Source organism: Actinospineispora acaciae DSM 45401 (assembly GCF_000620785.1).
Classification (GTDB): Bacteria; Actinomycetota; Actinomycetes; order Mycobacteriales; family Pseudonocardiaceae; genus Pseudonocardia; species Pseudonocardia acaciae.
The window spans coordinates 1,727,853-1,751,660 of sequence record NZ_JIAI01000001.1 but is presented as its reverse complement, the minus strand read 5'-3'; the positions used below and the strand labels follow the sequence as shown (position 1 = coordinate 1,751,660).

Annotated in this window: 20 protein-coding genes; 11 read left to right on the top strand and 9 right to left on the bottom strand. The window is 74.0% G+C overall.

The genetic code is table 11. From position 1 onward, the window contains the following. The 3 genes from N912_RS63330 to N912_RS60060 are packed head-to-tail and all read right to left on the bottom strand — an operon-like array spanning window position 1 to window position 5,377. Window positions 1-2,157: a N,N-dimethylformamidase beta subunit family domain-containing protein gene (locus tag N912_RS63330; protein ID WP_051579838.1), complete on the bottom strand. Its 2,157-nt coding sequence runs from the start codon at window positions 2,155-2,157 to the stop codon at window positions 1-3. After that, window positions 2,154-4,337 carry a N,N-dimethylformamidase beta subunit family domain-containing protein gene (locus N912_RS0108430; protein WP_156993267.1) on the bottom strand — a complete coding sequence of 728 codons (2,184 nt, stop codon included), beginning with the start codon at window positions 4,335-4,337 and terminating at the stop codon, window positions 2,154-2,156. Before N912_RS0108430 ends, N912_RS63330 begins: the two co-directional genes overlap by 4 nt. Beyond that, window positions 4,322-5,377 (bottom strand): extracellular solute-binding protein, encoded by a 1,056-nt coding sequence (locus N912_RS60060; RefSeq protein WP_051579837.1) that lies wholly within the window; start codon window positions 5,375-5,377, stop codon window positions 4,322-4,324. The genes N912_RS0108430 and N912_RS60060 overlap by 16 nt, the downstream gene beginning before the upstream one ends. 198 nt (window positions 5,378-5,575) lie before the next feature. On the opposite strand from N912_RS60060, the gene N912_RS63325 reads away from it, so the two are divergent. From N912_RS63325 to N912_RS0108405, 4 genes are read left to right on the top strand one after another with little or no spacing between them, the layout of a single operon-like run. Next, complete coding sequence (locus N912_RS63325) at window positions 5,576-6,481, top strand: ABC transporter permease (protein WP_037063018.1); 906 nt, start codon at window positions 5,576-5,578, stop codon at window positions 6,479-6,481. Further along, window positions 6,478-7,263: an ABC transporter permease gene (locus N912_RS63320; protein ID WP_051579836.1), complete on the top strand. Its 786-nt coding sequence runs from the start codon at window positions 6,478-6,480 to the stop codon at window positions 7,261-7,263. Before N912_RS63325 ends, N912_RS63320 begins: the two co-directional genes overlap by 4 nt. Then, complete coding sequence (locus N912_RS0108410; RefSeq protein WP_028922096.1) at window positions 7,256-8,350, top strand: ABC transporter ATP-binding protein; 1,095 nt, start codon at window positions 7,256-7,258, stop codon at window positions 8,348-8,350. Before N912_RS63320 ends, N912_RS0108410 begins: the two co-directional genes overlap by 8 nt. Window positions 8,351-8,354: 4 nt before the next feature. After that, window positions 8,355-9,146 (top strand): IclR family transcriptional regulator, encoded by a 792-nt coding sequence (locus tag N912_RS0108405; protein WP_028922095.1) that lies wholly within the window; start codon window positions 8,355-8,357, stop codon window positions 9,144-9,146. On the opposite strand, the gene N912_RS0108400 is transcribed toward N912_RS0108405, so the two are convergent. Next, window positions 9,139-9,999, bottom strand: a complete 861-nt coding sequence (locus N912_RS0108400; RefSeq protein ID WP_028922094.1) for an LLM class flavin-dependent oxidoreductase — start codon at window positions 9,997-9,999, stop codon at window positions 9,139-9,141. The genes N912_RS0108405 and N912_RS0108400 overlap by 8 nt on opposite strands. A 42-nt stretch (window positions 10,000-10,041) precedes the next feature. Beyond that, window positions 10,042-10,836: an alpha/beta fold hydrolase gene (locus N912_RS0108395; protein ID WP_051579835.1), complete on the bottom strand. Its 795-nt coding sequence runs from the start codon at window positions 10,834-10,836 to the stop codon at window positions 10,042-10,044. Between the two features lie 82 nt (window positions 10,837-10,918). Here N912_RS0108395 and N912_RS60055 point away from each other — a divergent pair, with 82 nt between their 5' ends. Then, window positions 10,919-11,620, top strand: a complete 702-nt coding sequence (locus N912_RS60055; protein WP_169747833.1) for a VOC family protein — start codon at window positions 10,919-10,921, stop codon at window positions 11,618-11,620. On the opposite strand, the gene N912_RS50330 is transcribed toward N912_RS60055, so the two are convergent. Next, window positions 11,557-12,504: a LysR family transcriptional regulator gene (locus N912_RS50330; RefSeq protein ID WP_051579833.1), complete on the bottom strand. Its 948-nt coding sequence runs from the start codon at window positions 12,502-12,504 to the stop codon at window positions 11,557-11,559. The two genes, N912_RS60055 and N912_RS50330, sit on opposite strands and share 64 nt — an antisense overlap. A gap of 197 nt (window positions 12,505-12,701) precedes the next feature. On the opposite strand from N912_RS50330, the gene N912_RS0108380 reads away from it, so the two are divergent. The 3 genes from N912_RS0108380 to N912_RS0108370 are packed head-to-tail and all read left to right on the top strand — an operon-like array spanning window position 12,702 to window position 16,180. Further along, window positions 12,702-13,469: an enoyl-CoA hydratase/isomerase family protein gene (locus N912_RS0108380; RefSeq protein WP_028922092.1), complete on the top strand. Its 768-nt coding sequence runs from the start codon at window positions 12,702-12,704 to the stop codon at window positions 13,467-13,469. Further along, window positions 13,466-15,013 carry an acetate--CoA ligase gene (locus N912_RS0108375; protein WP_028922091.1) on the top strand — a complete coding sequence of 516 codons (1,548 nt, stop codon included), beginning with the start codon at window positions 13,466-13,468 and terminating at the stop codon, window positions 15,011-15,013. The genes N912_RS0108380 and N912_RS0108375 overlap by 4 nt, the downstream gene beginning before the upstream one ends. Window positions 15,014-15,046: 33 nt before the next feature. Beyond that, entirely contained in the window at window positions 15,047-16,180 is a 1,134-nt protein-coding gene (locus N912_RS0108370) for an alcohol dehydrogenase catalytic domain-containing protein (protein ID WP_028922090.1), read from the top strand. Here the strand turns inward: N912_RS0108370 and N912_RS0108365 are convergent. Together N912_RS0108365 and N912_RS50325 are read right to left on the bottom strand one after the other, a co-directional pair. Then, window positions 16,161-16,802 carry a GntR family transcriptional regulator gene (locus N912_RS0108365; protein WP_028922089.1) on the bottom strand — a complete coding sequence of 214 codons (642 nt, stop codon included), beginning with the start codon at window positions 16,800-16,802 and terminating at the stop codon, window positions 16,161-16,163. The genes N912_RS0108370 and N912_RS0108365 overlap by 20 nt on opposite strands. A 10-nt stretch (window positions 16,803-16,812) precedes the next feature. Beyond that, window positions 16,813-18,558: a thiamine pyrophosphate-binding protein gene (locus tag N912_RS50325; RefSeq protein WP_156993263.1), complete on the bottom strand. Its 1,746-nt coding sequence runs from the start codon at window positions 18,556-18,558 to the stop codon at window positions 16,813-16,815. Between the two features lie 113 nt (window positions 18,559-18,671). On the opposite strand from N912_RS50325, the gene N912_RS0108355 reads away from it, so the two are divergent. From N912_RS0108355 to N912_RS0108345, 3 genes are read left to right on the top strand one after another with little or no spacing between them, the layout of a single operon-like run. Continuing rightward, a complete protein-coding gene (locus N912_RS0108355; protein ID WP_051579831.1) occupies window positions 18,672-19,985 on the top strand; it encodes an MFS transporter in 1,314 nt (437 codons plus the stop codon). Continuing rightward, complete coding sequence (locus tag N912_RS50320) at window positions 19,985-20,668, top strand: aspartate/glutamate racemase family protein (RefSeq protein WP_064745175.1); 684 nt, start codon at window positions 19,985-19,987, stop codon at window positions 20,666-20,668. The genes N912_RS0108355 and N912_RS50320 overlap by 1 nt, the downstream gene beginning before the upstream one ends. After that, window positions 20,665-21,804 carry an NAD(P)/FAD-dependent oxidoreductase gene (locus tag N912_RS0108345; RefSeq protein ID WP_028922087.1) on the top strand — a complete coding sequence of 380 codons (1,140 nt, stop codon included), beginning with the start codon at window positions 20,665-20,667 and terminating at the stop codon, window positions 21,802-21,804. Before N912_RS50320 ends, N912_RS0108345 begins: the two co-directional genes overlap by 4 nt. Window positions 21,805-21,813: 9 nt before the next feature. Here N912_RS0108345 and N912_RS0108340 read toward each other — a convergent pair whose 3' ends face one another. Next, on the bottom strand, window positions 21,814-23,802 hold the full coding sequence (locus N912_RS0108340) for an ABC transporter ATP-binding protein (protein WP_245645203.1): 1,989 nt from the start codon (window positions 23,800-23,802) through the stop codon (window positions 21,814-21,816). Between the last annotated feature and the right edge of the window lie 6 nt (window positions 23,803-23,808).

Here is a 23,808-nt window from a genome sequence, read left to right as displayed (position 1 = left end):
TTACTGCTGGGGCTCGTCGCGGAACCGGTCGAGGACGTTGCCGGTGATGCGCGAGACGTCGTTGTCGCCGCCGTTGTGCGTCATGGCCGTGGACCAGGCGATCGATCCGACGGAGAACACCGCGCCGCCGCCGGGCCGGGTGAGCAGCACGACGTCGGAGCGGACCTTGGGGTGGATGCCGGGCGGCGCGGCGGCGTAGCCGTGGTCGGCCTCCTCGGGCACCAGCTCGATCTTCTCCGAGTGCCCGACCGAGGAGGCCAGCACGACGGCGTCGGCCGGGGTGCCGAGGGTGACGTCGGCGCGATCGATCTCGTCGCCGGCCGCGCCACCCAGGCCGGGGCCTTCCGCGCCGAAGACCTCTCCGACTCCGACGTCCACCCCGTGGAACACCCAGCAGGCCTCGGCGCTCGCCGGAGACCGCCGGTAGCCGCTGCCCTTGTCGAAGCCCTGCGCGGTGAACCCGACGCCGGCCAGCAGGTTCGGCGCGCGCCCGCGCATCCGCCACAGCCCGCCGCGCTCGCCGGTCGCGGCGAGGTGCTCCTCACCGGGGTCGGACACCCAGGTGGCGACGCCGGCGTGGCCGCGCCGGATCTCCAGCGCGTCCGGGTGTCCCGGGTGGCGGGCGGTGACCTGGTAGAAGCCGTTGCCGCCCAGGTACATCAGCCGGCCGCCGGCGCGGGTGTAGCCGAGGTAGGAGTCGAGCATGCCCGCCGAGCAGTACTCCGGGTGGCTGCCGGTGAGCACCACCCGGTAACGGGAGAGCAGGGCGGTGCCCTCGCGCTCGACCTCGTCGTCGGTGACCACGGCGTAGCGCTCGCCGCGCCGGTCCAGCCAGTCGAGCAGCAGCAGGTCCTGCGCGTAGTGGCGGAACCCCCGGGTGGTCGGGGTGAAGTAGTCGGGGCGCAGGTTGACGATCGGGCGCAGCCGGGTCGCATGGCACACCCCGCTGCCGTCGGTGTGCACGTCGTAGAGCGAGCGGCCCAGCTCGGGGTGCTCGACCAGCCAGCGGTCCCGCTCGTCGATCCCTCGGGCCTCCCCGTAGATCACCAGCCGCTCCGGCTCGTACTCGGCGTAGGTGCGCCAGTTCGCGTAGGCGAGGTAGGTCCAGGTGGGCAGGACGACGAGCACCGGCGCGTCGTGGCGGGCCGGGGTGACGACGAACGGGATCCGGTCGACGTCGTCGTCGGCGGAGGTCTTCAGCGCGTAGACGCCGCTGGGCAGGTCGGCGGGCACGGTCCAGGCGAGGTCCGGTTCCCAGCCGGCGTCGGCGAGGTCGTCGTCGTGCAGGTGCAGCGCGTCGAACTCGGCGGGGGCGCGGCGGAAGTCGGTCTCCGCGCCGGTCCAGAACGGGCCGGGGACGCCACGGGTGGGCAGGTGGTGGACGGTCGCGCCGCCGGTGAGCCCGCCCCGGTCGGGGACGTGGGTGCCGCCGGGGTCGGCGGCGAGGTCGAGCGCGCTGGTGGTGGCCGGGTCGAGCAGCGCGAGCGGGTCGGCGCCGGCCGCGAGCGCGGCAGTGATGGCGTCCGGCCAGGCGGTCGCGGAGACGACCGGTCGGGCGAGCTTGCCGTTGAAGGTGCGGCCCAGCCCGCCGGTGGCGGTTCCGTCCGAGCCGATCCGAAGCGCGCCGTGCACCGGGGCCGGCGTTGCGTGGGAGGCGGTCGCGGCGGCCGGCAGGTCCGCACGGTGCAGGGACAGCCGCACCTCGCCGGCCGCGTCCAGCGTCGCCGCCGCGAACGCCCAGCGCCGCTCGGCCGGCGGCGCGTCCAGGACCGCGAGCAAGGTCGCGCCCCGGCGCAGCGCGATCCCGGCGGCCGAGGTCTCCAGCACGAGGTCCTCGACGGCGAGCAGCGGCCGGGGCTCGTCGGCGGGCAGCGTCGGCAGGAACCACACCGCGAGCCCCACCGCGTGCAGCGGACCGACCGGTCGCCCGGCCTCGGCGAACGAGCCGGACGTGGTGACCTGCACCCGGCCGGACACACGAGGCGGCAGGCCGGCCTCGACGGGTTCCTCGACCAGCGCCACGCCGTGCCGAGGTGACCCGCCGCGCCGCAACCGGACGATCTCCGGCCGGTACGTGTCGTGCTCCGAGCTGACACAGAACGCGATGTCCGAGCCGGCCCGCACGGACAGCCGGTCGGCATAACCGATGATCTTCATGTGGCCGCCAGCGGGTCGGGGTGGTCGCGGAACCTGTCGAGCACGTTCGCGGTGATCCGGGAGGCGTCGTTGTCGCCGCCCTTGTGCGTCATCGCGGTGGACCAGGCGATCGAGCCGACCGAGAACACCGCCCCACCACCAGGCCGGCCGAAGATCACGATGTCGGACCGGACGCGGGGGTCGGGCTCGGTGGGCACCGCGTAGGAGATCGTCCGGTCGTCCGCGACGAGCACGATGCTCGCCGAGTGCCCGACGGAGCTGGCGAGCACGACGGCGTCGGCCGGGGTGCCGAGCGCGAGGTCGGCGCGGTCGATCTCGTCGCCGGCCGCGCCACCCAGGCCGGGGCCCTCGTCGCCGAAGACCTCTCCGACTCCGACGTCCACGCCGTGGAACACCCAATCGACGTCGGCGCACCGCCGGTACCCGCTGGCCTTGTCGAAGCCCTGCGCCGTCATGCCCACCCCGAAGGTCCGCTGCGGCGCCCGCCCGCGCCAGCGCCACAGCCCGCCCGGCTCGCCGGTGCCGGACAGGTGCTCCTCGCCCGCCCCGGACGCCCACGCCGTCGTGCTGCCCCGCGCGCGGCGGATCTCGATCGACCCCGATGGCCCCCGGTGGCGCGCGGTGACGTGGTAGAAGCCGTTGCCGCCCAGGTACATCAGCCGGCCGCCGGCGTGCGTGTACTCGGAGTAGGCGTCCAGCATCCGGGCCGACGAGTACTCCGGATGGCTGCCGGTGATCACGACGCGGTGGCCGGCCAGCGCGTCGGAGCCGCCGTCCTCCAGCTCGTCGTCGGTGATCACGGCGTAGTCCTCGCCGCGCCGGTCCAGCCAGTCGAGCAGCGACAGGTCCTGCGCGAAGTGGCGCAACCCCCGGGTGGTCGGCGTGTAGTAGTCGGGCCGGATGTTGATGATCGGCCGCGCCCGCGAGGAGTAGACGACGCCGCTGCCGTCGGTGTGCACGTCGTATTGGGACTTCCCCAGCTCGGGGTGGCGGGCCAGCCAGCGGTCGCGCGGGTCGACGCCCCGGCGCTCGCCGTAGAGCGCGACCCGCTCCTCCTCGAACTCGGCGTAGGTGCGCCAGTTCGCGTACGCGAGGTAGGTCCAGGTCGGCAGGACCACCAGGACCGGGGCCGGGGCCGCGCCGGGCGGCGGTGTGACGACGAACGGGATGCGGTCGACGTGCTCGCCGGCGGTGACTTTGAGCGCGTAGGCGCCGCTGGGCAGCTCTGCCGGGAGGGTGAGCGCGACGTCGGTGGACCACCCGGCGTCGTCGAGGTCGTCCTCGTGCAGGTGCAGCGCGTCGTACTCGTCGGGCACCCGCCGGAAGTCGGTCTCCGTGCGGCGCCAGAACGGGCCGGGCACGGCGCTGGTCGGGCGGTTGACCGCCGTGCCGCCGCCGGTCAGGTCGCCGTCGTCGGGGACGGCGACCGATGCGGGCGCGCGGCCCAGCGCGAGTGCGCTCACCCCGGCGGACCCCAGGACGGCCACCGCGTCCTCGCCGCCGGCCAGCCGCGCGGTCGCCTCGGCCGTCCAGCCGCGGGCGGACACCACCGGCCGGGCGAGCCTGCCGTTGAAGAACCCGCTGGCCCCGGCGCCGACCCGCAGCACCCCGCCCCGCCACGGCGCTGGCGGCACGACCCTGGAGTCCGCGACCGCGGCGCGCCCGTCCAGGCGCAGGCTCAGCCGGACGTCGCCGTCGGTGGTGACCGTCGCGGCCACGAACGACCACTGGCGCGGGACCGGCGCGGTGTCGAGCCGAGCCAGCTCCGTGCCGTCCCCGTCCCGAAGCACCGTGCCAAGAGCCGTGACCGCGAGCCGGTACCCCGCGCCGTCCGGCCCGGTGAGCGCGAGCACGGTCTGCTCGCGGTCCCGGTCCAGTCTCGTGGGGAAGATCCACGCCGCCAGGCCGGCTCCGTGCACGGCCGCCGCCGATCGCAGCGACGCCTCCACATAGGAGCCGGCCCGAGCCACCTGGACGCGACCGGGCACCGTGGCCGGCAGGTCCGCGGAGACCTCCTCCTCGACCAGGTCGCACTCGTGCATCGGCGAGCCGCCCCGGCGCAGCCGCACCAGCACCGGCGCGAACTCCTCCAGCTCGCAGCTGACCTTGAACTCGATCCGCCCGCCCGCCGGGACCGACAGCCTGTCGCCGTACCCGAGCAGCCTCACCGGTTGACCCACTCGGTCCACCGCCGGGTGGCCTCGTCGAGGTTGCCCGCCCACCAGCGGTTGTCGCGGCGCACCTCGGTGCCGGTGACGTTGCTGGTCGGGACGAACGTGTTGAGCAGCGGATCGGCCGACGGCCGGGCCTTGTTGTTGGCCGCCCCGTACGGCTGGCGTCTCATGATCGCCTCCTGGGTCGGGACCCCGGTCAGGGCATTGATCAACTGGTACGCCTCGTCCACGTTGCGGGCTCCCTTCACGATCCCGAGCGAGTCGGTGTAGAGCAGCGGCTGGTTCCAGACGGCCCGCAGGTGGGCGCCGTTCTTGGCCGCCTCGTAGGCGCGCCCCGGCCAGGCGAGCATCATGTCGACCTCGCCGGACTTCAGCGCCTGGGTCTGCTGCGCGCCGGTGTCGTAGAACCGCGCCGAGGGACGGATCCGGTCCAGCGTGGCGAACGCGCGCCCGTAGTCCAGCGGGTAGAGCCGGTCACCGGGCACGCCCGAGGCGAGCAGCGCCGTCTCCATGCCGGCGTCCTTGGCGTAGTTCATGATCCCCCGGGTGCCGGGGAAGTTCGCCGGGTCGTAGAAGTCCGCCCAACTCCTCGGCGGGTGGTCCCGGTACTTGTCGGCGTTGTAGACCAGCACGAACGCCGACTTCAGCACCGGCACGCCGCAGGGGGTGACCAGGTCGGGGTCGAGCGCGTCGGTGTGGATCCGGGACATGTCCAGCCTCTCGAACAGGACGTCGCACTTGGCCAGCGTGCGGTACGGCGAGGCGTAGAAGACGTCCCAGGTCGGGGTGCCGGCCTGGACCATCGCGGTCAGCTTCGCCTCGTTGTTCGGCGACTCCTCGGCGACCTGGATGCCCTGGCCGGCCAGCTCCTTGTAGGCCGTGTCCGCGAAGATCGAGGCGAGCTCGCCCCCGGTGTTGCTGAACACGACACCGCGCGCGGCGCCCTGCTGCCCACCGACCGTGGCGAAGCACCCGGTGGCGCTGATCGAGACGATCACGGCGAGGGCCAGCGCGGAGACGAGCCTGCGGTCGCGGACGGGGACCACCTCCTTCTGGATTTCATAATCCAAAACGCAAGCCACGATGTGGGAACTGACAATGCCTCGCGGTCAAGGCCGCGTCAACCCCGACGTTGGCGTCGTGGGCGACAGGCAGAGGGTTGACAAAGGCGGACACGCCCTCGATCCTCCATTTCGGTTCGTGAAACTAATGCCGCATCTCGCAATACGAAATGAGGTGTGCCCATGGTGTCGGTCAGTCCCGCCGAAGCGACTGCCGCCGCGCCGGTGCCGGTCGAGGGCCGACGAAGGCGCGCGGGCCGCCCGCTGTTGCTGCTCGCGCTGCCCGCCGTCGTCGTGCTGGCCGTGTTCTTCGTGGTCCCGGCGGCCCGGCTGGCCTGGCTGTCGGTGAGCGTCCCGAAGCCCGGCCTCGGCAACTACGCGGGCCTCGCGTCGGACGGCGTGGTCGTCCCGGTGGTGCTGCGCACGCTGGGCATGGCGGCGGTCGTCACGGTGCTGTGCGTGCTCTGCGCGTACCCGTACGCCTACCTGATGACGATCGTCGGGCGGCGGTGGCGGGCGGTGCTCACGGCGCTGGTGCTGCTGCCGTTCTGGACCTCGCTGATGGCGCGCACGTTCGCCTGGGTGGTGCTGCTGCAGGACACCGGCGTGGTGAACGGCCTGCTGGGCGCGATCGGGCTGGGACACACCAAGCTGCTGGGCACCACCGCGGGGGTGAGCATCGCGATGGCCCAGGTGATGCTGCCGTTCATGGTGCTGCCGGTGTACACGGCCATGCGCGGCATCGACCGCCGGCTGGTCGACGCCGCGATGGGCCTGGGGGCCAGGCCGGTCACCGCGTTCTGGCGCGTCTACCTGCCGCTGTCGCTGCGCGGCGTCGCCGCCGGCGCCACGCTGGTCATGGTGCTCTCGCTCGGCTTCTACGTCACGCCGTCGCTGGTCGGCTCGCCGCAGCAGTCGATGCTGGCGCAGCTGATCGCGGTGCAGGTCAACCAGATGCTGAACTTCGGCGCGGCCGGGGCGCTGGCGGTGACCCTGCTGGTGGTGACGCTGGTGCTGGTGGCCGGCGTGCAGCGGCTGACCCGCACCCGAGGTGCGCCGGTGGGGCTGGTCGGGGGAGCGGGCTCGTGAGGTCCGCCGGGCTGCGCCGCGCGCTGGTCGCTTTCGGGTTCCTGGTCGGGGCCTGGCTGCTGGTGCCCACGCTGGTCGTCGTTCCGATCAGCTTCTCCGGCGAGGACAGCTTCCAGTTCCCGCCCGGCTCCTGGAGCCTGCGCCACTACCGGACGTTCTTCACCGACCTGAGCTGGCTGAACGCGCTGTTGGTGTCGATCCAGCTGGCGCTGATGGTCACCGCGATCGCGACCGTGCTGGGCACGGCCGCCGCGTTCGCGCTGTCCCGCACGGCGTCGCGCTGGCGGGGGCCGCTGAACGGGCTGTTCCTGGCGCCGATGATCGTGCCCGGCATCGTGGTGGCGGTCGCCGTCTACGCCGCGTTCCTGCGGTGGGGCCTGATCGGCACGCCGATCGGGTTCGTGATCGCGCACACCGTGCTGGCGATCCCGTTCGTCACGGTGAACGTGGGCGCGGCGCTGGGCGGGTTCGACCGGACGCTGGAGCGGGCGGCGGCCAGCCTCGGCGCATCGGCCACCGCCACGTTCCGCCGGGTCACCCTGCCGCTGATCATGCCCGGGGTGCTGTCCGGGGCGGTGTTCGCCTTCGTCACCTCCTTCGACGAGGTGGTGGTGTCGCTGTTCGTCCAGTCGCCCCGGTTGCAGACGCTGCCGGTGCGGATGTTCACCTCGGTGACCAACGAGGTGGACCCCACGATCGCCGCGGCCGCCACCGTGGTCATCACGGTGACCACCGCCCTGCTGGGCCTGGCCGCCGCGCTGAGAAGGAGCCGCCATGCCTGACGCCGTTTCCGATGCCTCCGATGCCGGAGCCCGGATCGTGATGGAAGGCCTCACCAAGCGCTTCCCCGGCGCGGACGTCCCCGCCGTGGACGGCGTCGACCTGGACATCCAGGGCGGGGAGTTCATGACGCTGCTCGGGCCAAGCGGCTCGGGCAAGACCACGACGCTGAACATGATCGCCGGGTTCGAGGCGGTCAGCTCCGGGCGGATCGCCCTGGACGGCGCGGACATCGCCCGGCTGCCGGCGTACCGGCGCAACCTCGGCATGGTGTTCCAGAACTACGCGCTGTTCCCGCACCTGAGCGCCGCCGAGAACGTCGCGTTCCCGCTGCGGCAGCGCGGCCTGGGCAAGGCGGAGATCGCGCGGCGGGTCGCCGACGCGCTGGAGCTGGTGCACCTGGGCGGGCACGGCGAGCGGCTGCCCTCGCAGCTCTCCGGCGGCCAGCAGCAGCGGGTCGCGCTGGCCAGGGCGGTGGTGTTCGAGCCGAGGGCGCTGCTGCTCGACGAGCCGCTGGGCGCGCTGGACAAGAAGCTGCGCGAGTCGCTGCAGCTGGAGATCGCGCGGCTGCACCGCGAGCTGGGCATCACGTTCGTGTTCGTCACCCACGACCAGGACGAGGCGCTGGCCCTGTCCGACCGGATCGCCGTGTTCCGCGACGGCCGCATCGAGCAGGCCGGCACGCCCGCCGAGCTGTACGAGACACCCGCGTCCCGGTTCGTCGCGACGTTCCTCGGCGACTCCAACGTGTTCACCGGGCGGGTCCGCGACGGGCTGCTGGACACCGGCTGGTGCGGCCTGCGGGTGCCGGCACCGGCGCCGGGCGGACCGGTGGCGCTGGTCGTGCGGCCCGAGCACTTGCGGCTCGCCGCCTCCGAGCGGGCCGGCGAGAACGTCCTGTCCGCCACCGTCACCGACGTCGTCTACCAGGGCGCGTTCCGCCGGGTGCTGGTCAGGTTCGACGGCGGGGGCGCCGGCCAGGTGCGCGACGCCGCCGGCGCGTCCGTCGCGGTCGGCGAGCGGGTCGAGGTCACCTGGGCCACCGACGCCGGGGTGCTCGTCCCCGACGAGCAGCGGCCGGTAGCGTGACGAAGTGGTGAACGGAACCCCGGTGCGCACGGCGGCCGAGCCCGTCCGCGTGCTGGTGAAGGCGATGGCGGTGCTGGAGCTGCTCGCGGAGGCCCCGGACGAGCTGAGCCTCGGCGACATCGCCGCCCGGCTGGACCTGAACAAGAGCACCTGCCACCGGATCCTCACCACGCTCGCCGCCGGCGACTTCGTGGAGCGGCCGTCGCCGGGCACCTACCGGCTGGGCGTCGGGGCGTTCCGGGTCGGCAGCGCGATGGCCCGCCGGCTGGGCGTGCGCGAGCGCGCGCTGCCGGCCATGGAGGAGCTGTACCGGCGCACCGGGGAGACCGTCTTCCTGCTGGTCCTGCGCGGCGACGAGGCCGTCTGCGTGGAGCGGCTGGACGGGCGGTACGCGTCCACGCACACGCTGCGCGTCGGCGGCACGCTGCCGCTGCACCTGGGCGCCGGGCCGCGCCTGCTGCTCTCCGCCCTGCCCGACGAGCAGGTGGAGGGCTACCTCGCCGGCCCGCTGCAGCGCCGCACCTCGCCGACCCAGGCGACCGCCGAGCAGCTGCGCGAGGAGGTCGCCCGGATCCGCGCCCAGGGCTACGCGACCAGCCGCGACGACGTCGAGCTCGGGGTCACCGCGCTGAGCGTGCCCGTCCGCGACCACACCGGCGCCGTCGTCGCCGCCCTGAGCGTCAGCGGCCTGACCGCCCACCTGCCCGACTCCGAGCAGGACCACCAGCTCGAGCTCCTGCGCACCGCCTCGGCCGATGCCTCCCGGGCCATGGGCCTGCGCACCTCGGCTACCTGACCGCTTCGGCCAGCAACCGGACCTGGTCGGGGTCGGCGCCGCAGGGGAACAGCAGCAGCTCGTCACAGCCGGCCCGGTCGTAGGCCGTGACCGTGGCGCGCAGCGTCTCGGCGTCGGTCAGCGTCTTCTGGACCACCTCGTCCGCCCGGGCGCCTTCGATCGCGTAGTGGTCGCCGAGGTACGCCGCCGCGTTCGCCCGAGCCTGGGCGCCGAGCGAGAAGTACGGAAGCGCCATCAGCCGGGGCCGCCCGGTGCGGCCGTGGTCGGTCCAGGCCCGCCGGACCCGCTCGGCTCCCCGGCCGAAAGCCTCCACCCCGCTGCTCCCCGCGATCCAGCCGCCGCCCCGCGTCGCGACCCTGGCGAACGCCCGATCGTTGTTGCCGCCGAAGATGATCCTGGACCTGTCGATGCCGGGTTGCGGGCCGATGGCCCCGGCGAACCCGCGTGGCTCGCCCGCCCAGATGCCGGCCATGTCGTCGAGCATCGCGTCGAACCGCTTCCCGCGTTCCCGGAACGGGACACCCGAGGCGTCGTAGTCGTCCCGGTACCCGCCGACGGCCATGCCGAGCGTCAACCGGCCTGCGGACAGGTGGTTCACGGTCGCGGCCTGCTTGGCCAGCAGCGCGGCGTTGGTGCGGGACGGGACGATGAGCACGGACGTCACCAGCCCGATCCGGGTGGTGACCGCCGCCGCGGCGGCCAGCGTCACCAGGGGCTCGGTGTTGCCGTACACCAGCCTGTCGATCACGCCCAACGAGGAGAAACCGTGCTCCTCGGCCGCGCGCGCCCAGTCGAGGATCTGGCGCGCACTCGTGCCGGGGATGGTCGAGGGCAGGCCGATTCCGATCTCCATCGCCCCAGCATCGTGGGCGACGCGCGCCGGCGCAAAAGCTGGTCAGCCGGCTCGTTCGCAGGTGCGCAGGATGACGTCGGCGACCAGCTCGGGATCGTCGTACATGGCCAGGTGCCCGCACCGGGCGAGCCGCTCCAGGTGCGCCTCGGGCAGCAGCCGGGCGGCGTTGGCCTGGTGCCGGGCCGAGATCATCTTGTCGCGCCGCCCCCACGCCACGGTGAGGGGCACGAGCGGTTGCTGGTCGCTGCGCCAACTGAACCGGCGGGTGCTCGCGATGGCCTCGTCGAACGCGGGCGTGTCCCGGATCGCGGCGAGGTTGGCCAGCGCCTCGGCCCGCTCGACGCGCCTGGGGTGCTGGCACAGCCGCGACATGACCAGGTTGCGCACCAGGCGGTAGCGCGCGAGCGGGTGAGCGGTGGCCAGGCAGGCGCGGGCCGCCCAGCGGAACAGGCGCAGGTGTGTGACCACCCACCAGCGCTGGGCGGGCGTCCAGAAGCCGGTGGGGGACAGCGCGGTCGCCGAGGACACCATCCCGGTGGTGGCGGCGGCGATGGCGAGCATGCCACCCAGGCCGTTGCCGGCCACGTGCGGCCGGCTCACCCCGAGGTGGTCGAAGATCCGTTGCAGCGAGCGCACACCGAACGCGCGGATGCCGTCCTCGGTGGTCGTGTACGGGACGGGGGAGCGGCCGAAGCGGGGCAGGTCGACGGCCATCACCTCGTGGAACTTCGACAGCCGGTCGATCACCGGGAGCCAGATCTGCCACCGCTCGCCGAGGCTGTGCAGCAGCACCAGCGGCGAGCCCTCGCCGCGCCGGCAGTAGGTGGAGTCGATCACGCCTCGAGCCCTCCAAGACCTCACTGTCCGCCGGCCGCTGTGCCGGTTCACCGCAGCGATGTGTGACGTTACCTTGGCGGGTGTGTACCCGGCAGTTGACCATCTGGTGATCGCCGTGCCCGACCTGCCCGCCGCGGTGCGGCGCTATCGGGACGAGCTGGGCTTCGTGGTCGGCGCGGGCGGCCGGCATCCGGGCAAGGGCACCCGCAACGCGCTGATCGCGCTGGACGGCTGCTACCTGGAGCTGATCACGGTGGCGGATCCGGCCGAGGCGCGGCGGGCCGGGCGGGGTGAGCTGGTCCGGTTCCTGGCCGGCGGCGGTTCCGGTCTCGTCGCGTACGCGCTGGCCACCGCCGACCTGGACGCGGCGGTCGGGCGGCTGGCCCGGGCCGGGGTGGCCGTCACCGGGCCGTTCCCGATGCGCCGGGAGGGCGGCGACGGGCGCGCGGTGCGGTGGCGGCTGGCGGTGCCGTTCGGGAACCAGTACCTGGTGTGGTGGCCGTTCCTCATCCAGTGGCAGGACCCGGGCCGCGACTGGCCGGGCGCGGGACCGGCTCCGTCGCACCCCAACGGCGTCCGAGGGCTGGCGGAGCTGTGGGTGGAGTCCACGGACGTCGCCGGCGCGCGGGCGTTCTTCACCGCCCTGGGAGTGCCGGAGGTCGACGGCCGGTACCGGATCGGCACCACCGACCTGGTGCTGGGGCCGCTGCCTGACGCCGGCTACCTGGACCTGGGCGGCATCGGCGTGATCGGGCCGCGCCGCGCGGAGCCCACCGTGACGTGACCGCCGGCGCGCAGGCCGGCCAGCGCGGCGTCGCCGAACGCGCGCAGCACGTCCGAGGCGTGGCTGGGCACCCAGACCACCGAGCTGCGCCAGGCCAGGCGGTCCTCGTCGATCGGCCGCCAGACCAGGCCGTCGGGCAGCGCGCGGCGCGGCTCGGAGTTCAGGTGCACGCCCAGGCCGGCGAGCAGCAGCCCGTGGGTGAACTGGGGGTTGCGGGCGTGCCGGATCGCGCCGGGCAGGAAGCCGTTGTCCCGGCAGATGGTGAGGATGTGGTCGTAGAGCCGGGGCGCCATCGCCCGCTGGAAGATCACCAGCGGGGATCCGTCCAGGTCGGCGAGCCGGACGGTGGGCGCCTCGGCGGCGGGGTGGGCGGCCGGTAGCACGACGCCCAGCGGGCAGGACATCACCGGCCCGGACGCCAGGCCCACCGAGTCGGCGGGATGGCGGATGACGCCGACGTCCAGCTCGCCCTCGCGCAGCCGGGCGATCTGCTCCTCGGTGGTCAGCTCGTGCAGTTCGAGCAGGACGTCCGGGGCCTCGCGGGCGAACGCGGCGGCCAGCGTGCGCAGGGTGTCCGGGACGGTGTCCGGCGGGACCCCCGCGCGCAGCACGCCCTCGGCGCCGGGGCGGATCCGGCGGATGGCCTCCCGCGCGGACTCCACGCCGTCCAACACCGGCCGCGCGTGCGCGAGCAGCAGCGCGCCCGCCTCGGTGAGCCGCACGCCGCGCCGGCCCCGGTCGAACAGCCGCACGCTCAGCTCCCGCTCCAGGTCGCGGATGCGTTGGGACAGCGGCGGCTGCGCCATGTGCAGGCGTTGCGCGGCACGGCCGAAGTGCAGCTCCTCGGCGACCACGACGAAGTACCGCAGGTGCCGGATCTCCATGCGCCACCATGATTCTTGGTTGGAGGGATATCCACGAATCGCCTTCGGCGATCAAACCGCCTGATCCCGCCGCTCGGACGAGCCTCCGGCCCGCCCTCGCGCCAGGAACGTGGATATCCCTCCATATCGACCTGATATCGCGCCCTGTCGCAGTTGGTGTTGGCGGTGCCAGTGGGGCCGGTGTTTGCATTCAACCCGTGACAGACACCGTGCTGCTGGACCGAGACGGCGAGGTCGCCGTCGTCACCCTGAACCGACCGGACAAGCTCAACGCGTGGACCGGCGCGATGCGCGACCGGCTGGTCGACGCCCTCGCCGGCCTGGACGCCGACCCGACCTGCCGCGCGGTGGTGATCACCGGCGCCGGGCGCGCGTTCTGCGCCGGGCAGGACCTGGCCGAGACCGCGACGATCGACCCGTCCGACCACGCCGCCGCCGAGGCGTGGATCGACGACTTCGACCGGCTGTACCGGGCGGTGCGCGCGCTGGACAAGCCGACCGTCGCCGCGGTCAACGGCGTGGTGGCGGGATCGGGGTTCCAGTTCGTGCTGCTCACCGACCTGCGCATCGGCCACGCCGGGGTGCGGATGGGGCAGCCCGAGGTGCGCTCCGGGATTCCCAGCATCACCGGAATCTGGGCGATGTGGGACGTCCTGGGCCGGGCCAAGACCACCGAGTTCGCGCTGACCGCCGAGCTGGTGGACGGCGCCGAGGCGCAGCGGCTGGGCCTGCTCACCCGCCTGGTGCCCGAGCCCGAGGTGCTGCCCGAGGCGGTCGCCACCGCGCGCGAGCTGGCCGCGCTGCCGCCGGGCGCGGTGGCGCTGACCAAGCGCCGGCTGCGCGAGCTGGACGACGCCGCGCTGGCGGACGCGATCACCGCGGCGAAACGGATCCACACCGACGCCTACGCCACCGGCGAACCGCAGCGGGAGATGGTTCGCTTCCTGGCCGGCGGCGAGCGATGAGCGATCCGTACGAGCGGATGCGCGCCGAACACCGGTGGGTGGTGCCCGCGCGCTACAACATGGCCGCCGACGTCGCCGACCGGCACTCCGACTCGGCGACCGCGCTGATCTACGAGGACCACACCGGCGCGCACCGGGAGGTCGGCTGGGGCGAGGTGCGCGACCGCTCGCTGCGGGTGGCGAGCCACCTGTGGCGGCTGGGGGTCCGCCCGGGCGACCGGGTCGCGGTGCTGCTGCCGCAGCGCCCGGACACCCCCGCGACCTACCTGGGCGTGCTGCGCACCGGGGCGATCCTGGTGACGATGTCGCTGCTGTGGGCGGACGAACCGATCCGCTACCGGCTGGCCGATGCGGGGGTGTCGGTGCTGGTCGCCGAGCCGTCCGGGCTGGACCGGGCCGGCGGGTTCGACGGCAGGGTGGTCGACGTGGACGACCCGGCGATCGGGGCGGCGGAGCCGAGGTTCGCGACGGTGGACACGGCCGCCGACGACCCGGCGCTGATCTTCTACACCTCGGGCACCACCGGCGCGGCCAAGGGCATCGTGCACGCGCACCGGACGCTGCTGGGCCACAACGAGTTCCGCTACTGCCACGACCTGCGCCCGGGCGACGTGTTCCACGGGGCCGGTGACTGGGCGTGGTCGATGGCCAAGCTGCTCGGGCCGCTGCGCGCCGGGGCGACCCAGCTGGTGTACCGGCCCGAGGGCGGGTTCGACCCGGCCGGGCTGCTGGCATCCATGTCCCGCAACCGCGTGACCACCGCGCTGGTCAACCCGACGTTCCTGCGCAAGACCATGGCCGAGGTGCCCGACGCGGGCGCCCGCTACCCGCAGGCACTGCGCACGGTGTGCTCCTCGAACGAACCGCTGACCACCGACCTGATCGCCTGGTTCCGCGCGCAGTTCGGGAGCACACCACTGGACTACTACGGTTCGACCGAGTCGTACCCGCTGCTGGGCAACTTCCCGAACGTCGCGGTGCGCGACGGCTCGGTGGGCCGGCCGCTGCCGGGCTGGGACGTCGCCCTGCTCGACCCCGACGGGCGGCCGGTCCCGGTGGGCGAGCCGGGGGAGATCTGCCTGCGCGCGCGGTCCAACCCGCAGTTCCCGCTCGGCTACTGGAACCGCCCGGAGGACGCCCGCCGGGACTTCGGCGGCGACTGGTACCGGACCAGCGACCAGGCCGTGACCGACGCCGACGGCTACTTCTGGTTCCTCGGCCGCACCGACGACGTGATCAAGACGTCGGGTTACCGGGTGGGGCCGTACGAGGTGGAGTCGGCGCTGCGGGCGCACCCGGCGGTGGCCGACGCCGCCGTGGTGGGCGTGCCCGACCCGGTGCGCGGGCAGGCGGTCAAGGCGTGGCTGGAGCTGGCCGACGGCCACCGGCCGGACGCGAGCCTGGCCGAGGAGATCCAGCGCTTCGCCCGCGAGCGGTACTCCCGGTTCGCCTACCCGCGACACGTCGAGTTCGTCGACGAGCTGCCGCGCTCGGCGACCGGCAAGGTCCGGCGCGCCGAGCTGCGCGCCCGGGACGGCTCATGAGCCCGTGACGGCGCGAGCTGCTTGACTGCTGTCGTGCGAACCCTCCTGTACGTGCGCAAGGGAACGCTCGACTGGGCCGAGGCGCCCGACATCGGCGTGACGGTCGGGACGGACGCGATCGTTCGGCCCATCGCCGTCGCCCGGTGTGATCTTGACGATGCGTTCCTCCGCCATGACCTGGGCCGGCCGCTGCGACTCGCGCACGCGGCCGGGATCGTTGACCGGCGCCTGCTCGGCGATCTGGGCCGCAGGCCCTTCACCGGCCCGTTCCCGTTCGGTCACGAGTGCGTGGCCGAGGTCCTCGAGGTCGGCGGCGAGGTCCGCTCGGTGCGTCGCGGTGACGTCGTCGTCGTTCCGTTCCAGGTCTCGTGCGGCGGCTGCCGGGCGTGCTCGCGCGGGCTGACGGCGTCGTGCACCACCGACAGGCGCACGCCCGTGTCGATGTACGGGCTCGGCGCGGCGACCGGCGGCTGGGGCGGGACGATGACCGACCGCCTCCGGGTTCCCCACGCCGACCACATGTTGCTGCCCATTCCGCCGGACGTCGAACCGGTGACCCTGGCCAGCGCCGCCGACAACATCCCGGACGGCTGGCGGGCGGTCGCCGGACCGCTTCGCCGCTGGCCGTCGGCGCCGGTGCTGGTGCTCGGCGGTCGGGCGAAGAGCGTGGGGCTGTACGCCGCGGCGAGCGCCGTGGCCCTGGGCGCGGGATCGGTGGACTACCTCGACACCGACCCGGAACGCCTCGAGATCGCGCGGCGACTCGGCGCCCGCCCCGTGGAACGCGCGGCCTCCTGGCGCCGGATGCCGGCTCGCCGGGGCGACTACCCGGTGGTGGTCGACGCCAACGGCGAACGGGGCGCGCTGGCGTACGCGACACGCAGCCTTGCCCCGGGCGGGATCTGCACCTCGGTGGCCATCTACTTCACGGCGGGTACCCGGGTGCCCATGTGGGAGCTCTACGTCCGCCAGGGCACGGTGGCCACCGGGCTCGCCAACGCGCGAGCGGAACTTCCCGCCGTGCTCGCCGCCGTGGCCACCGGGAGCCTGCGCCCCGAGCTGGTGACGGGAGTGCTCGCGGACTGGGAAGACGCCCCGAGGGCAATGCTCGCGCCCGCCACCAAGGTCGTTGTCACCCGCGCTCGGCTCACCGAACCAAGCCGATGATCCGGGCGGCGATGTCGGCGGCGTCGAGCACGTGCTCGCGCACCAGCGCCTCGGCGGCGGCCGGGTCGCGGGCGGTGAAGGCGGCCACGATGGCTCGGTGCTGGGCGGCGGACCTGGCCCGTTGGTCGGGGGAGTAGCCGTTGGCCAGGCGGCGGTTGAAGTGGAACAGCCGCGACTTGCCGATCAGCTCGACCAGCCGCCGGTTCCCGCACGCCGCGTTGATCAGCTCGTGGAAGTCGTCGTTCGCGGCGACCCAGTCGTCGGCGCCGGACCTGTCCACCTCGGCCGCGGCGGCGGCGATCTCGGCGATCTGCTCGTCGGTGGCGCGCTGGCAGGCCAGCCGGGCGGCGAACCCCTCCTGTGCGGCCCTGATCTCGTAGATCTCCTTGATCTCCTCGGCGGTGTGCTCGTAGACGTACCAGCGGCGCCGGCGCATCACGATCAGGCCGTCGTCGGCGAGGCGTTGCAGGCTCTCCCGCACGGGGGTGCGGGAGATGCCCAGCCGCTCGGACAGCTCCCCCTCGATCAGCGCCTCGTTCGGGCGCAGCACGCCGTGCACGATGTCCCAGCGCAGCCGCTGGTAGGCGGTGCTGCCCAGGGGTGGCGCCGTGGCTTCTTTCATGATCCGGTTTCTAGTACACGGGGCGGGTGCGGTCGCCGGACAGCGCGCGGTGCCAGGCCGGCACCTGAGGCACCGCGTCGATCATGTGCGGGACCTCGACGTCCAGGTACAGCGCGGTATTTTCGCGCAGCGCGGTCCGTACCCGCTCGCGCAGGTCGGCCACGGACTCCGGCCTGGCGGCGGACAGGCCGCACGCCCGGGCCACCGCGACCGCGTCGATCGGGCCGGGATCCACCCCGAAGTACCGCCGGTCCTGGTACAGGTGTTGCAACATCTTGATCCAGCCGAGGCTGTGGTTGGTCAGCTGCACCGCGATGACCGGCAGCCCGAGCCGGGCGATGGTCTCCAGCTCGCCGCAGCTCATCGCGAAGCTGCCGTCCGCGGTCAGCGCGAGCACCGGGCGGCCCGGGCGGGCGACCGCCGCGCCGACCGCGGCCGGGATCGCGTAGCCCATCGGGCCGTGACCTCGGGGTACGACGATCCGCCTGCCGGCCTCCCGCACCGGCCAGCCGTCGGCCACGGCCGGGGTGGGCGCGCCCGGGTCGACCACCACGATCGGGTCGGCGTCGGCAATGACGTCGGCGAGCGCGGCGATCACCTCGCCGACCGGGAGCGTGCCGGGCGGGGCCACGGCCGGCGTCTCTGGCGTGGTCCGCGCGCGGCGCGCGGCGATGTCGTCCCGCCGCGTCGCACCGGTGTCCACAATGGACAGGTCAGTGAGGATCTGGTCGAGCACGGTCGCGGCGTCGCCGGCGAGCGGTAGCGCGTCGGGGTAGTTGCGCAGCACCCGGGACGGGTCGACGTCGACCGCGATCACGGTGGCGGAGCGGGGCGGCGCGGTGAACGAGTCGGTGTCGGTGGCGTTCGCGCGGGAACCGACCACCAGCACCACGTCCGAGGCGGCGAGGTACTCGTTGGCCAGCGCGGACCCGCCGTTGTTGCCGGCCACCCCGAGCGCCCACGGGCTGTCGTCGGCGATCGCGCCCTTGCCGTGGATGGTGGTGGCCACCCCGGCGCCGAGCCGGTCGGCGAGCGCGGCGATGCCGGCGTAGCACCGCGAGAAGTGCGCCCCGCCGCCGACCAGCAGCGCCGGCCGGCGGGCCGACTCCAGCGCCCGCACGGCGGGGCTCACGTCGGCGGCCGGCCGCCGCACGGCGGGGGCGGCCAGCCGGTCACGAGGCGGGGACAGCTCGGCGGTCGCCTTCTCGTCCAGTACGTCCTCGGGGACGATCACCGCGACCGGCCCGGGCCGGCCGGAGGTGGCCGCGCGCAGTGCGTCCTCGACGGCGCCGGGGATCTCGGCGGCGTCGGTCACCACGAACGTCCGCTTGGTGACCGCCGCGAACAGCGCCGGCTGGTCGATCTCGGTGAGCGCCCCGCCGCCCCGGGAGCCGGTGTGGATGTCGCTGGTGATCACCAGCAGCGGCACCCCGGCCGCGAGCGCCTCGCCCAGCCCGCCGACCACGTACGTGACGCCGCCGCCGGAGGACACCTCGACCACCCCGGCCCTGCCGGTGACCCGGGCGTACGCGTCGGCCATGTACGCGGCGTGCCGCTCGTCGCGGGCCAGCACGTGCCGGATGTCCCCGGCACGGCGGTGCAGCGCGTCGTAGAGCACCACCCCGGTGTCGCCGGGCAGCCCGAACAGCTCCCGCACGCCGGCCCGCACCAGCGACTCCACCAGCAGGTCGGCGCCGCGCCCGGTGATCGTGTCGGTCGGCGTGCCGACCAGCTCCGCCGCGGTTCCCGTGTTCATCAGCGATCCCTCCGCGAGCACATCGAGAGAGGATTGACCTTCTGTATACAGAAAAGCATACTGTCCCGCATCCAGGTCCCGCAGCGCCGAGGGACCGGCCTGGGAGGTACCCGATGACCGACGCCTTGCCCACCACCGAAGGAGCGACGCACGCGCCCCCGGGCCAGGCGCGGCGGGCCGCGCTGTCCGGGTTCCTCGGGACGTCGATGGAGTGGTACGACTACTTCCTCTACGGCAGCGCGGCGGCGCTGGTGTTTCCGAAGCTGTTCTTCCAGGGCATGCCCGGCGGGGTCGCGACTGTGGTGTCGCTGGCCAGCTTCGGCGTGTCGTTCCTGTTCCGGCCGCTGGGCGGGGTCGTCTTCGGGCACTTCGGCGACCGGGTCGGGCGCAAGCAGATGCTGGTGCTCACGCTGCTGCTGATGGGCGGCGGGTCGTTCCTGATCGGCTGCCTGCCCACCGCGAACGCGATCGGCGCGGCCGCGCCGGTGCTGCTGGTGATCCTGCGCATGGTGCAGGGCGTCGCGCTGGGCGGCGAGTGGGGCGGCGCGGCGGTGGTCGTGGTGGAGAGCGCGCCGACCGCCCGGCGCGGCCTGTACGCCTCGTCGATGCAGATGGGGGTGCCGGCCGGGCAGCTCGGCTCGGCGGGCATGGTGGCGCTGTTCGCGCTGCTGCCGGGCGATCAGTTCCTCGCCTGGGGCTGGCGGGTGCCGTTCCTGTGCAGCGGGGTGCTGGTGGTGGTCGGGCTGTGGGTGCGGGCCCGGCTCGCGGAGACCCCGCAGTTCCGGGCGCTGGAGGCGCGCGACGAGCAGGAGCGGCTGCCGATCAGCGAGGTGCTGCGCACCGCGCTGCGCCCGGTCGTCCTGCTGATCTTCGTGCAGTTCGGCGCCACCATCGCCTACTACCTGTTCACCGTGTACGTGCTGGTGTACGTCACCGACCAGCTCGGGCTGCCGCGCGGCTGGGGGCTGACCGGGGTGCTGGCCGGCGCGGCGCTGGAGCTGATCACGATCCCGTTCTGGGCGCGGCTGTCCGACCGGATCGGCCGCCGGCCGGTGTACGCGATCGGCACCGCGTTCATGGGGCTGTTCGCGTTCCCGTTCTTCTGGATGCTGGACACGAGGTCCTCGGCGGTGATCGTGCTGGCGGTGCTGGTCGGCCTGGGCATCGGGCACGCGCCGACCGCCGCGCTCAACGGCAGCGTGTACGCCGAGCAGTTCCCGGCCCGGCTGCGCTACACCGGCTCGTCGCTGGCCTACCAGGCGTCCAGCGTGATCGCCGGCGCGCCCGCCGCGGTGGTGGCCGCCGCGCTGGTCAACGCCACCGGCTCGGCCAAGGGCGTGTCCGTCTACCTGGCCGCGGGCGCGATCGTGTCGCTGGTCGCGGTGGCGCTGCTGTCCGAGACCCGGAAGAAGGAGCTGGAGTTGTAGTGGGCGACGTCGGAATCCTGATGCTGGACAACAACATCCCGCGACCGCTCGGCGACGTCGGCAACGCGCAGACGTTCGACTTCCCGGTGGCGTACCGGGTGGTCCCGGGCGCGGACACCGCGCTTGTGGTCGAGCGGGCCGCCGACGGGCTGCTGGGCGGCGCCCGCGCGGTGGCGCGCCAGCTCGTCGACGCCGGTGCCCGCGCGATCACCACCTGCTGCGGGTTCCTGGCGATCGTCCAGCGCGAGCTGGCCGACGACACGGCCGTCCCGGTGGCCACGTCGAGCCTGTTGCAGGTCCCGCTGGTGCTGCAGACCCTGCGCCGCGACCAGCGCCTGTGCGTGCTGACGGTCAACGCGGCGACCCTGACCGAGGCGCACTTCCACGCCGTCGGCGTCACCGCGGCGCACCTGGACCGGGTGGTCGTCGCCGGGCTGGAGCACACCGACCACTTCTTCCCGGCCATCATGGAGAAGATCGACCACCTCGATCCGGCGCGCGCGGAAGCAGAGGTCGTCGCGGCGGCGCGCGGTGTCGTGGAGTCGGACACCGCGATCGGCGCGTTCGTGTTCGAATGCACCAACCTGCCGCCGTACGCGGGCGCGGTGCGGGCCGCGACCGGGCGCCCGGTGTGGGACGCGACGTCGCTGATCGGCTGGCTGCACGCGGGGGTGAGCGCATGACGGGCCCGATCGTCATCATCGGCGGCGGGATCATCGGCTGTTCGCTGGCGTTCCACCTCGCGCACTACGGGATGACCGAGGTGACGGTGCTGGAGGCCGGCCTGATCGGCGAGGGGTCCACCGCCAAGGCGACCGGCGGCATCAGGCAGCAGTTCTCCAGCGAGGTCAACGCCGACCTCGCCCACGAGGCCGTCGACTACTACGCGCACTTCGCCGACCGCGTCGGCGAGCCGTTCGACTTCCGCCAGCACGGCTACCTGTTCCTGCTGAAGTCCGCCGAGCACCGCGCCCAGTTCGAGCGGACCGTCGCGATGCAGCGGCGGCTGGGCATCGACGCGCGCCTGGTCGAGCCGTCCGACCTGGGTGAGATCGTGCCCGGCATCAACGCCGCCGACCTGCGCGGCGGCGCCTACTGCCCCACCGACGGCTCCGGCTCGCCGGCCGACGCGGTCGCCGCGTTCGCCCGGCAGGCCCGCCGGCGTGGGGTGCGGATCGAGCAGCACACCAGGGCGGTCGGCATCCGGCGGGACGGCGACGGCGCGGTGACCGGCGTCGTCACCGCCGACCGCACCTACCCGGCGGGGACGGTGGTCAACGCGGCGGGGCCGTGGGCGCGGCGGGTGGGCGCGCTGGTCGGCCTGGACCTGCCCGTCGAGCCGCGTCCCCGGCAGGCGTTCGGCATCGGCCCGCTGCGCCGGCTCACCCCGGACCTGCCGCTCACCGTGGACCTCGCCAGCGGCGCGTACGTCCACCCGGAGGTGCACGGCGGCATCGTCGGTGGCAACGACAGGGACACCCCGCCCAGCGAGGAGCCCACCGTCCGCTGGGAGCTGGCCGACGGCGTGATCAGCGCGCTGGTGCACCGCGTTCCCTGGCTGGCCGACGCGGAGATCCGTAGCGGCTGGTGCGGGCTGCGCGAGATGACGCCCGACGACCACGCCATCGTCGGGCCGTGCGAGGTGCCCGGCTGGTGGAACCTGGTCGGCTTCTCCGGGCACGGCTTCATGCAGGCCCCGGTGATCGGCGACCACGCCGCCCGCTGGATGCTCGGCCGCGCCGACGCCCGCGACCTGTCGGCGCTGCGGCTCGGCCGGTTCGCCGAGGGCGCGCTGGCCCGCGAGGCCGCGGTGTTCTGACCCGCGCGCTCAGCCGTGGCCGTCGCGGTAGGCGCGGGACTGCAGGGTGTACAGGTCGCGGTAGGTGCCGGGGCGGGCCATGAGCTCCTGGTGCTCGCCGACGGCCTCCACACGGCCCTGGTCGAGGACGACTATCTGGTCGGCGTGGCGGACGTTGGCCAGCCGGTGGGTGATGAGCACGGTGATCCGTTCGCGCGGCGTCGCGGACTCGGTGCGGGGCAGCTCGCGCAGCGTGGTGAACACGGCGTGCTCGGCGCGGGCGTCCAGGGCGGCGGTCGGCTCGTCGGCGATGACCAGCGCCGCGTCGCGGTAGAGGCCGCGCGCGACCGCGATGCGCTGCCATTGGCCGCCGGACAGGTCGCGGCCGGTGCGGAAGCGGCGGGAGAGCATGGTGTCCGGGCCGTCGGGCAGCTCGGCCAGCACGGCGTCCGCGCCGGACCGGGTGGTCGCGCCGGCCAGGCGCCGGCCGTCCGGGTCGTCGGCCTCGATGCGGCCGATGCGCACGTTGTTCGCGGCGGTCATCGGCCACCGGGTGGGGCCCTGCATGACCATCGCGACCCGGGACTGCAGCTCGGCGGGCGCGACGGTGGCGATGTCCACGCCGTCCCAGCCGATCGTGCCCCGGTCCGGCAGGTAGAGGCCGGTGAGCAGCCTGGCCAGCGTCGACTTGCCCGACCCGTTCTCCCCGACCAGCGCGACCACCTCGCCGGCGCGCAGGGTCAGCGTGATGTCGGCCAGCGCGGGCCGGGCCTGGTCGGGATAGCTGAACGTCACGTCCCGGACCTCGATCAACGACGGCGCCCATCCGTCCAGCGCGGGGGCTCGCGGCACCGCGGTGGCCGGTGGGTGGCGGCGGGTGCGGGCCCGGGCGCCGGTCAGGCAGGCCTGGTAGAGGTCGTGGTAGAGGCTGGTCTCGAACAGCCGGTTGCTGATGTAGACGGTGTTGGCCACGGCGGTCGAGGCGGTGCGCATGGCCAGCGCGGCGGCCCCGGCCAGCGCGAGCGGCAGCGCGCCGATGTAGATCAGCACGCCGAGCACGACGTAGGCGGCGCCGGTGCCGACCCCGCCCAGGGTGCGCCCGACCAGCCGGACCCAGGTCTTGCGGTGCTCGGCCCTCATCGCCTCGCGGGCCAGCGCGGTGGCGATGCGCCGGTGCTCGGCCAGCAGCACGGGCTGGGTGGTGAACGCCCTGACCTCGGCGGCGTCGGTGCGGTCGGTGATCAGCCCGCCGGTGATCGACAGCCGCCGGGCGCGCGACATCATCCGCAGGAAGTGCTCGTAGGCGATCTTCGCGGCGGTGATGTTCGCCCAACCCTGCGGCACGGCGGTGGCGAGCACCAGCGGGCCCAGCGCCGGGTGCAGCAGCGCGGCGGTGACCACGGCGGCGCCCATCGACACCAGCGAGGCCAACAGGTCTCCGACGATCGTGGCGGCCTGCCGGAGCTGGTGCAGCGCGTTCCCGGAGGCGTTCTCGACCAGCTCGGCGAACTCGGCGTCGTCGAACGCGACCAGGTCGACGCCGATCACGGCGGCGTAGAGCTCGTCGGCCGCCATCCGCTCCAGCTGCGGCGCCAACGCCGACTGCAGCGCCCCGGCCCCGGTGCTGAGCAGCGCGCCTGCCGCGTGCGCGCCGACCACCCAGGCCAGCGCGGGCAGCGCCGCCACCACCCGGTCGGGGGTCGGCCCCTGCTCCAGCAGGCGGGTGAACACGCTCGCGGTCGCCAGCAGCCCGCCCGCGGTCGCCACCCCGGACGCCAGCTGCGCGAGGGTGGCCAGCGCGGTCAGCCCCGGTGCCGAGCGCCACGACCACCGGGCGACGACCGCCGCCATCCGGGCGGCCGCGGCGGCGATGCGCCACAACCCCGCGGCGACCAGCTGTTCCTCGATCTTGATCCACTGCGGGATGTCCGAGTCCTCCACGCCGACCAGGCCCTCGTGCTCGGAACCCTCGGACGCGCGTGCCCGCCGAGAACCTGCCGTATCCGTGTCCACCGTCACACCGAG

Bases quoted from the DNA above. Each gene is read 5' to 3' on its own strand.
- N912_RS63330 (WP_051579838.1), bottom strand. From the start codon at position 2,157: ATGAAGATCATCGGTTATGCCGACCGGCTGTCCGTGCGGGCCGGCTCG.
- N912_RS63325 (WP_037063018.1), top strand. From the start codon at position 5,576: ATGGTGTCGGTCAGTCCCGCCGAAGCGACTGCCGCCGCGCCGGTGCCG.
- N912_RS0108410 (WP_028922096.1), top strand. From the start codon at position 7,256: ATGCCTGACGCCGTTTCCGATGCCTCCGATGCCGGAGCCCGGATCGTG.
- N912_RS0108400 (WP_028922094.1), bottom strand. From the start codon at position 9,999: ATGGAGATCGGAATCGGCCTGCCCTCGACCATCCCCGGCACGAGTGCG.
- N912_RS50330 (WP_051579833.1), bottom strand. From the start codon at position 12,504: ATGGAGATCCGGCACCTGCGGTACTTCGTCGTGGTCGCCGAGGAGCTG.
- N912_RS0108375 (WP_028922091.1), top strand. From the start codon at position 13,466: ATGAGCGATCCGTACGAGCGGATGCGCGCCGAACACCGGTGGGTGGTG.
- N912_RS0108365 (WP_028922089.1), bottom strand. From the start codon at position 16,802: ATGAAAGAAGCCACGGCGCCACCCCTGGGCAGCACCGCCTACCAGCGG.
- N912_RS50325 (WP_156993263.1), bottom strand. From the start codon at position 18,558: ATGAACACGGGAACCGCGGCGGAGCTGGTCGGCACGCCGACCGACACG.
- N912_RS0108355 (WP_051579831.1), top strand. From the start codon at position 18,672: ATGACCGACGCCTTGCCCACCACCGAAGGAGCGACGCACGCGCCCCCG.
- N912_RS0108345 (WP_028922087.1), top strand. From the start codon at position 20,665: ATGACGGGCCCGATCGTCATCATCGGCGGCGGGATCATCGGCTGTTCG.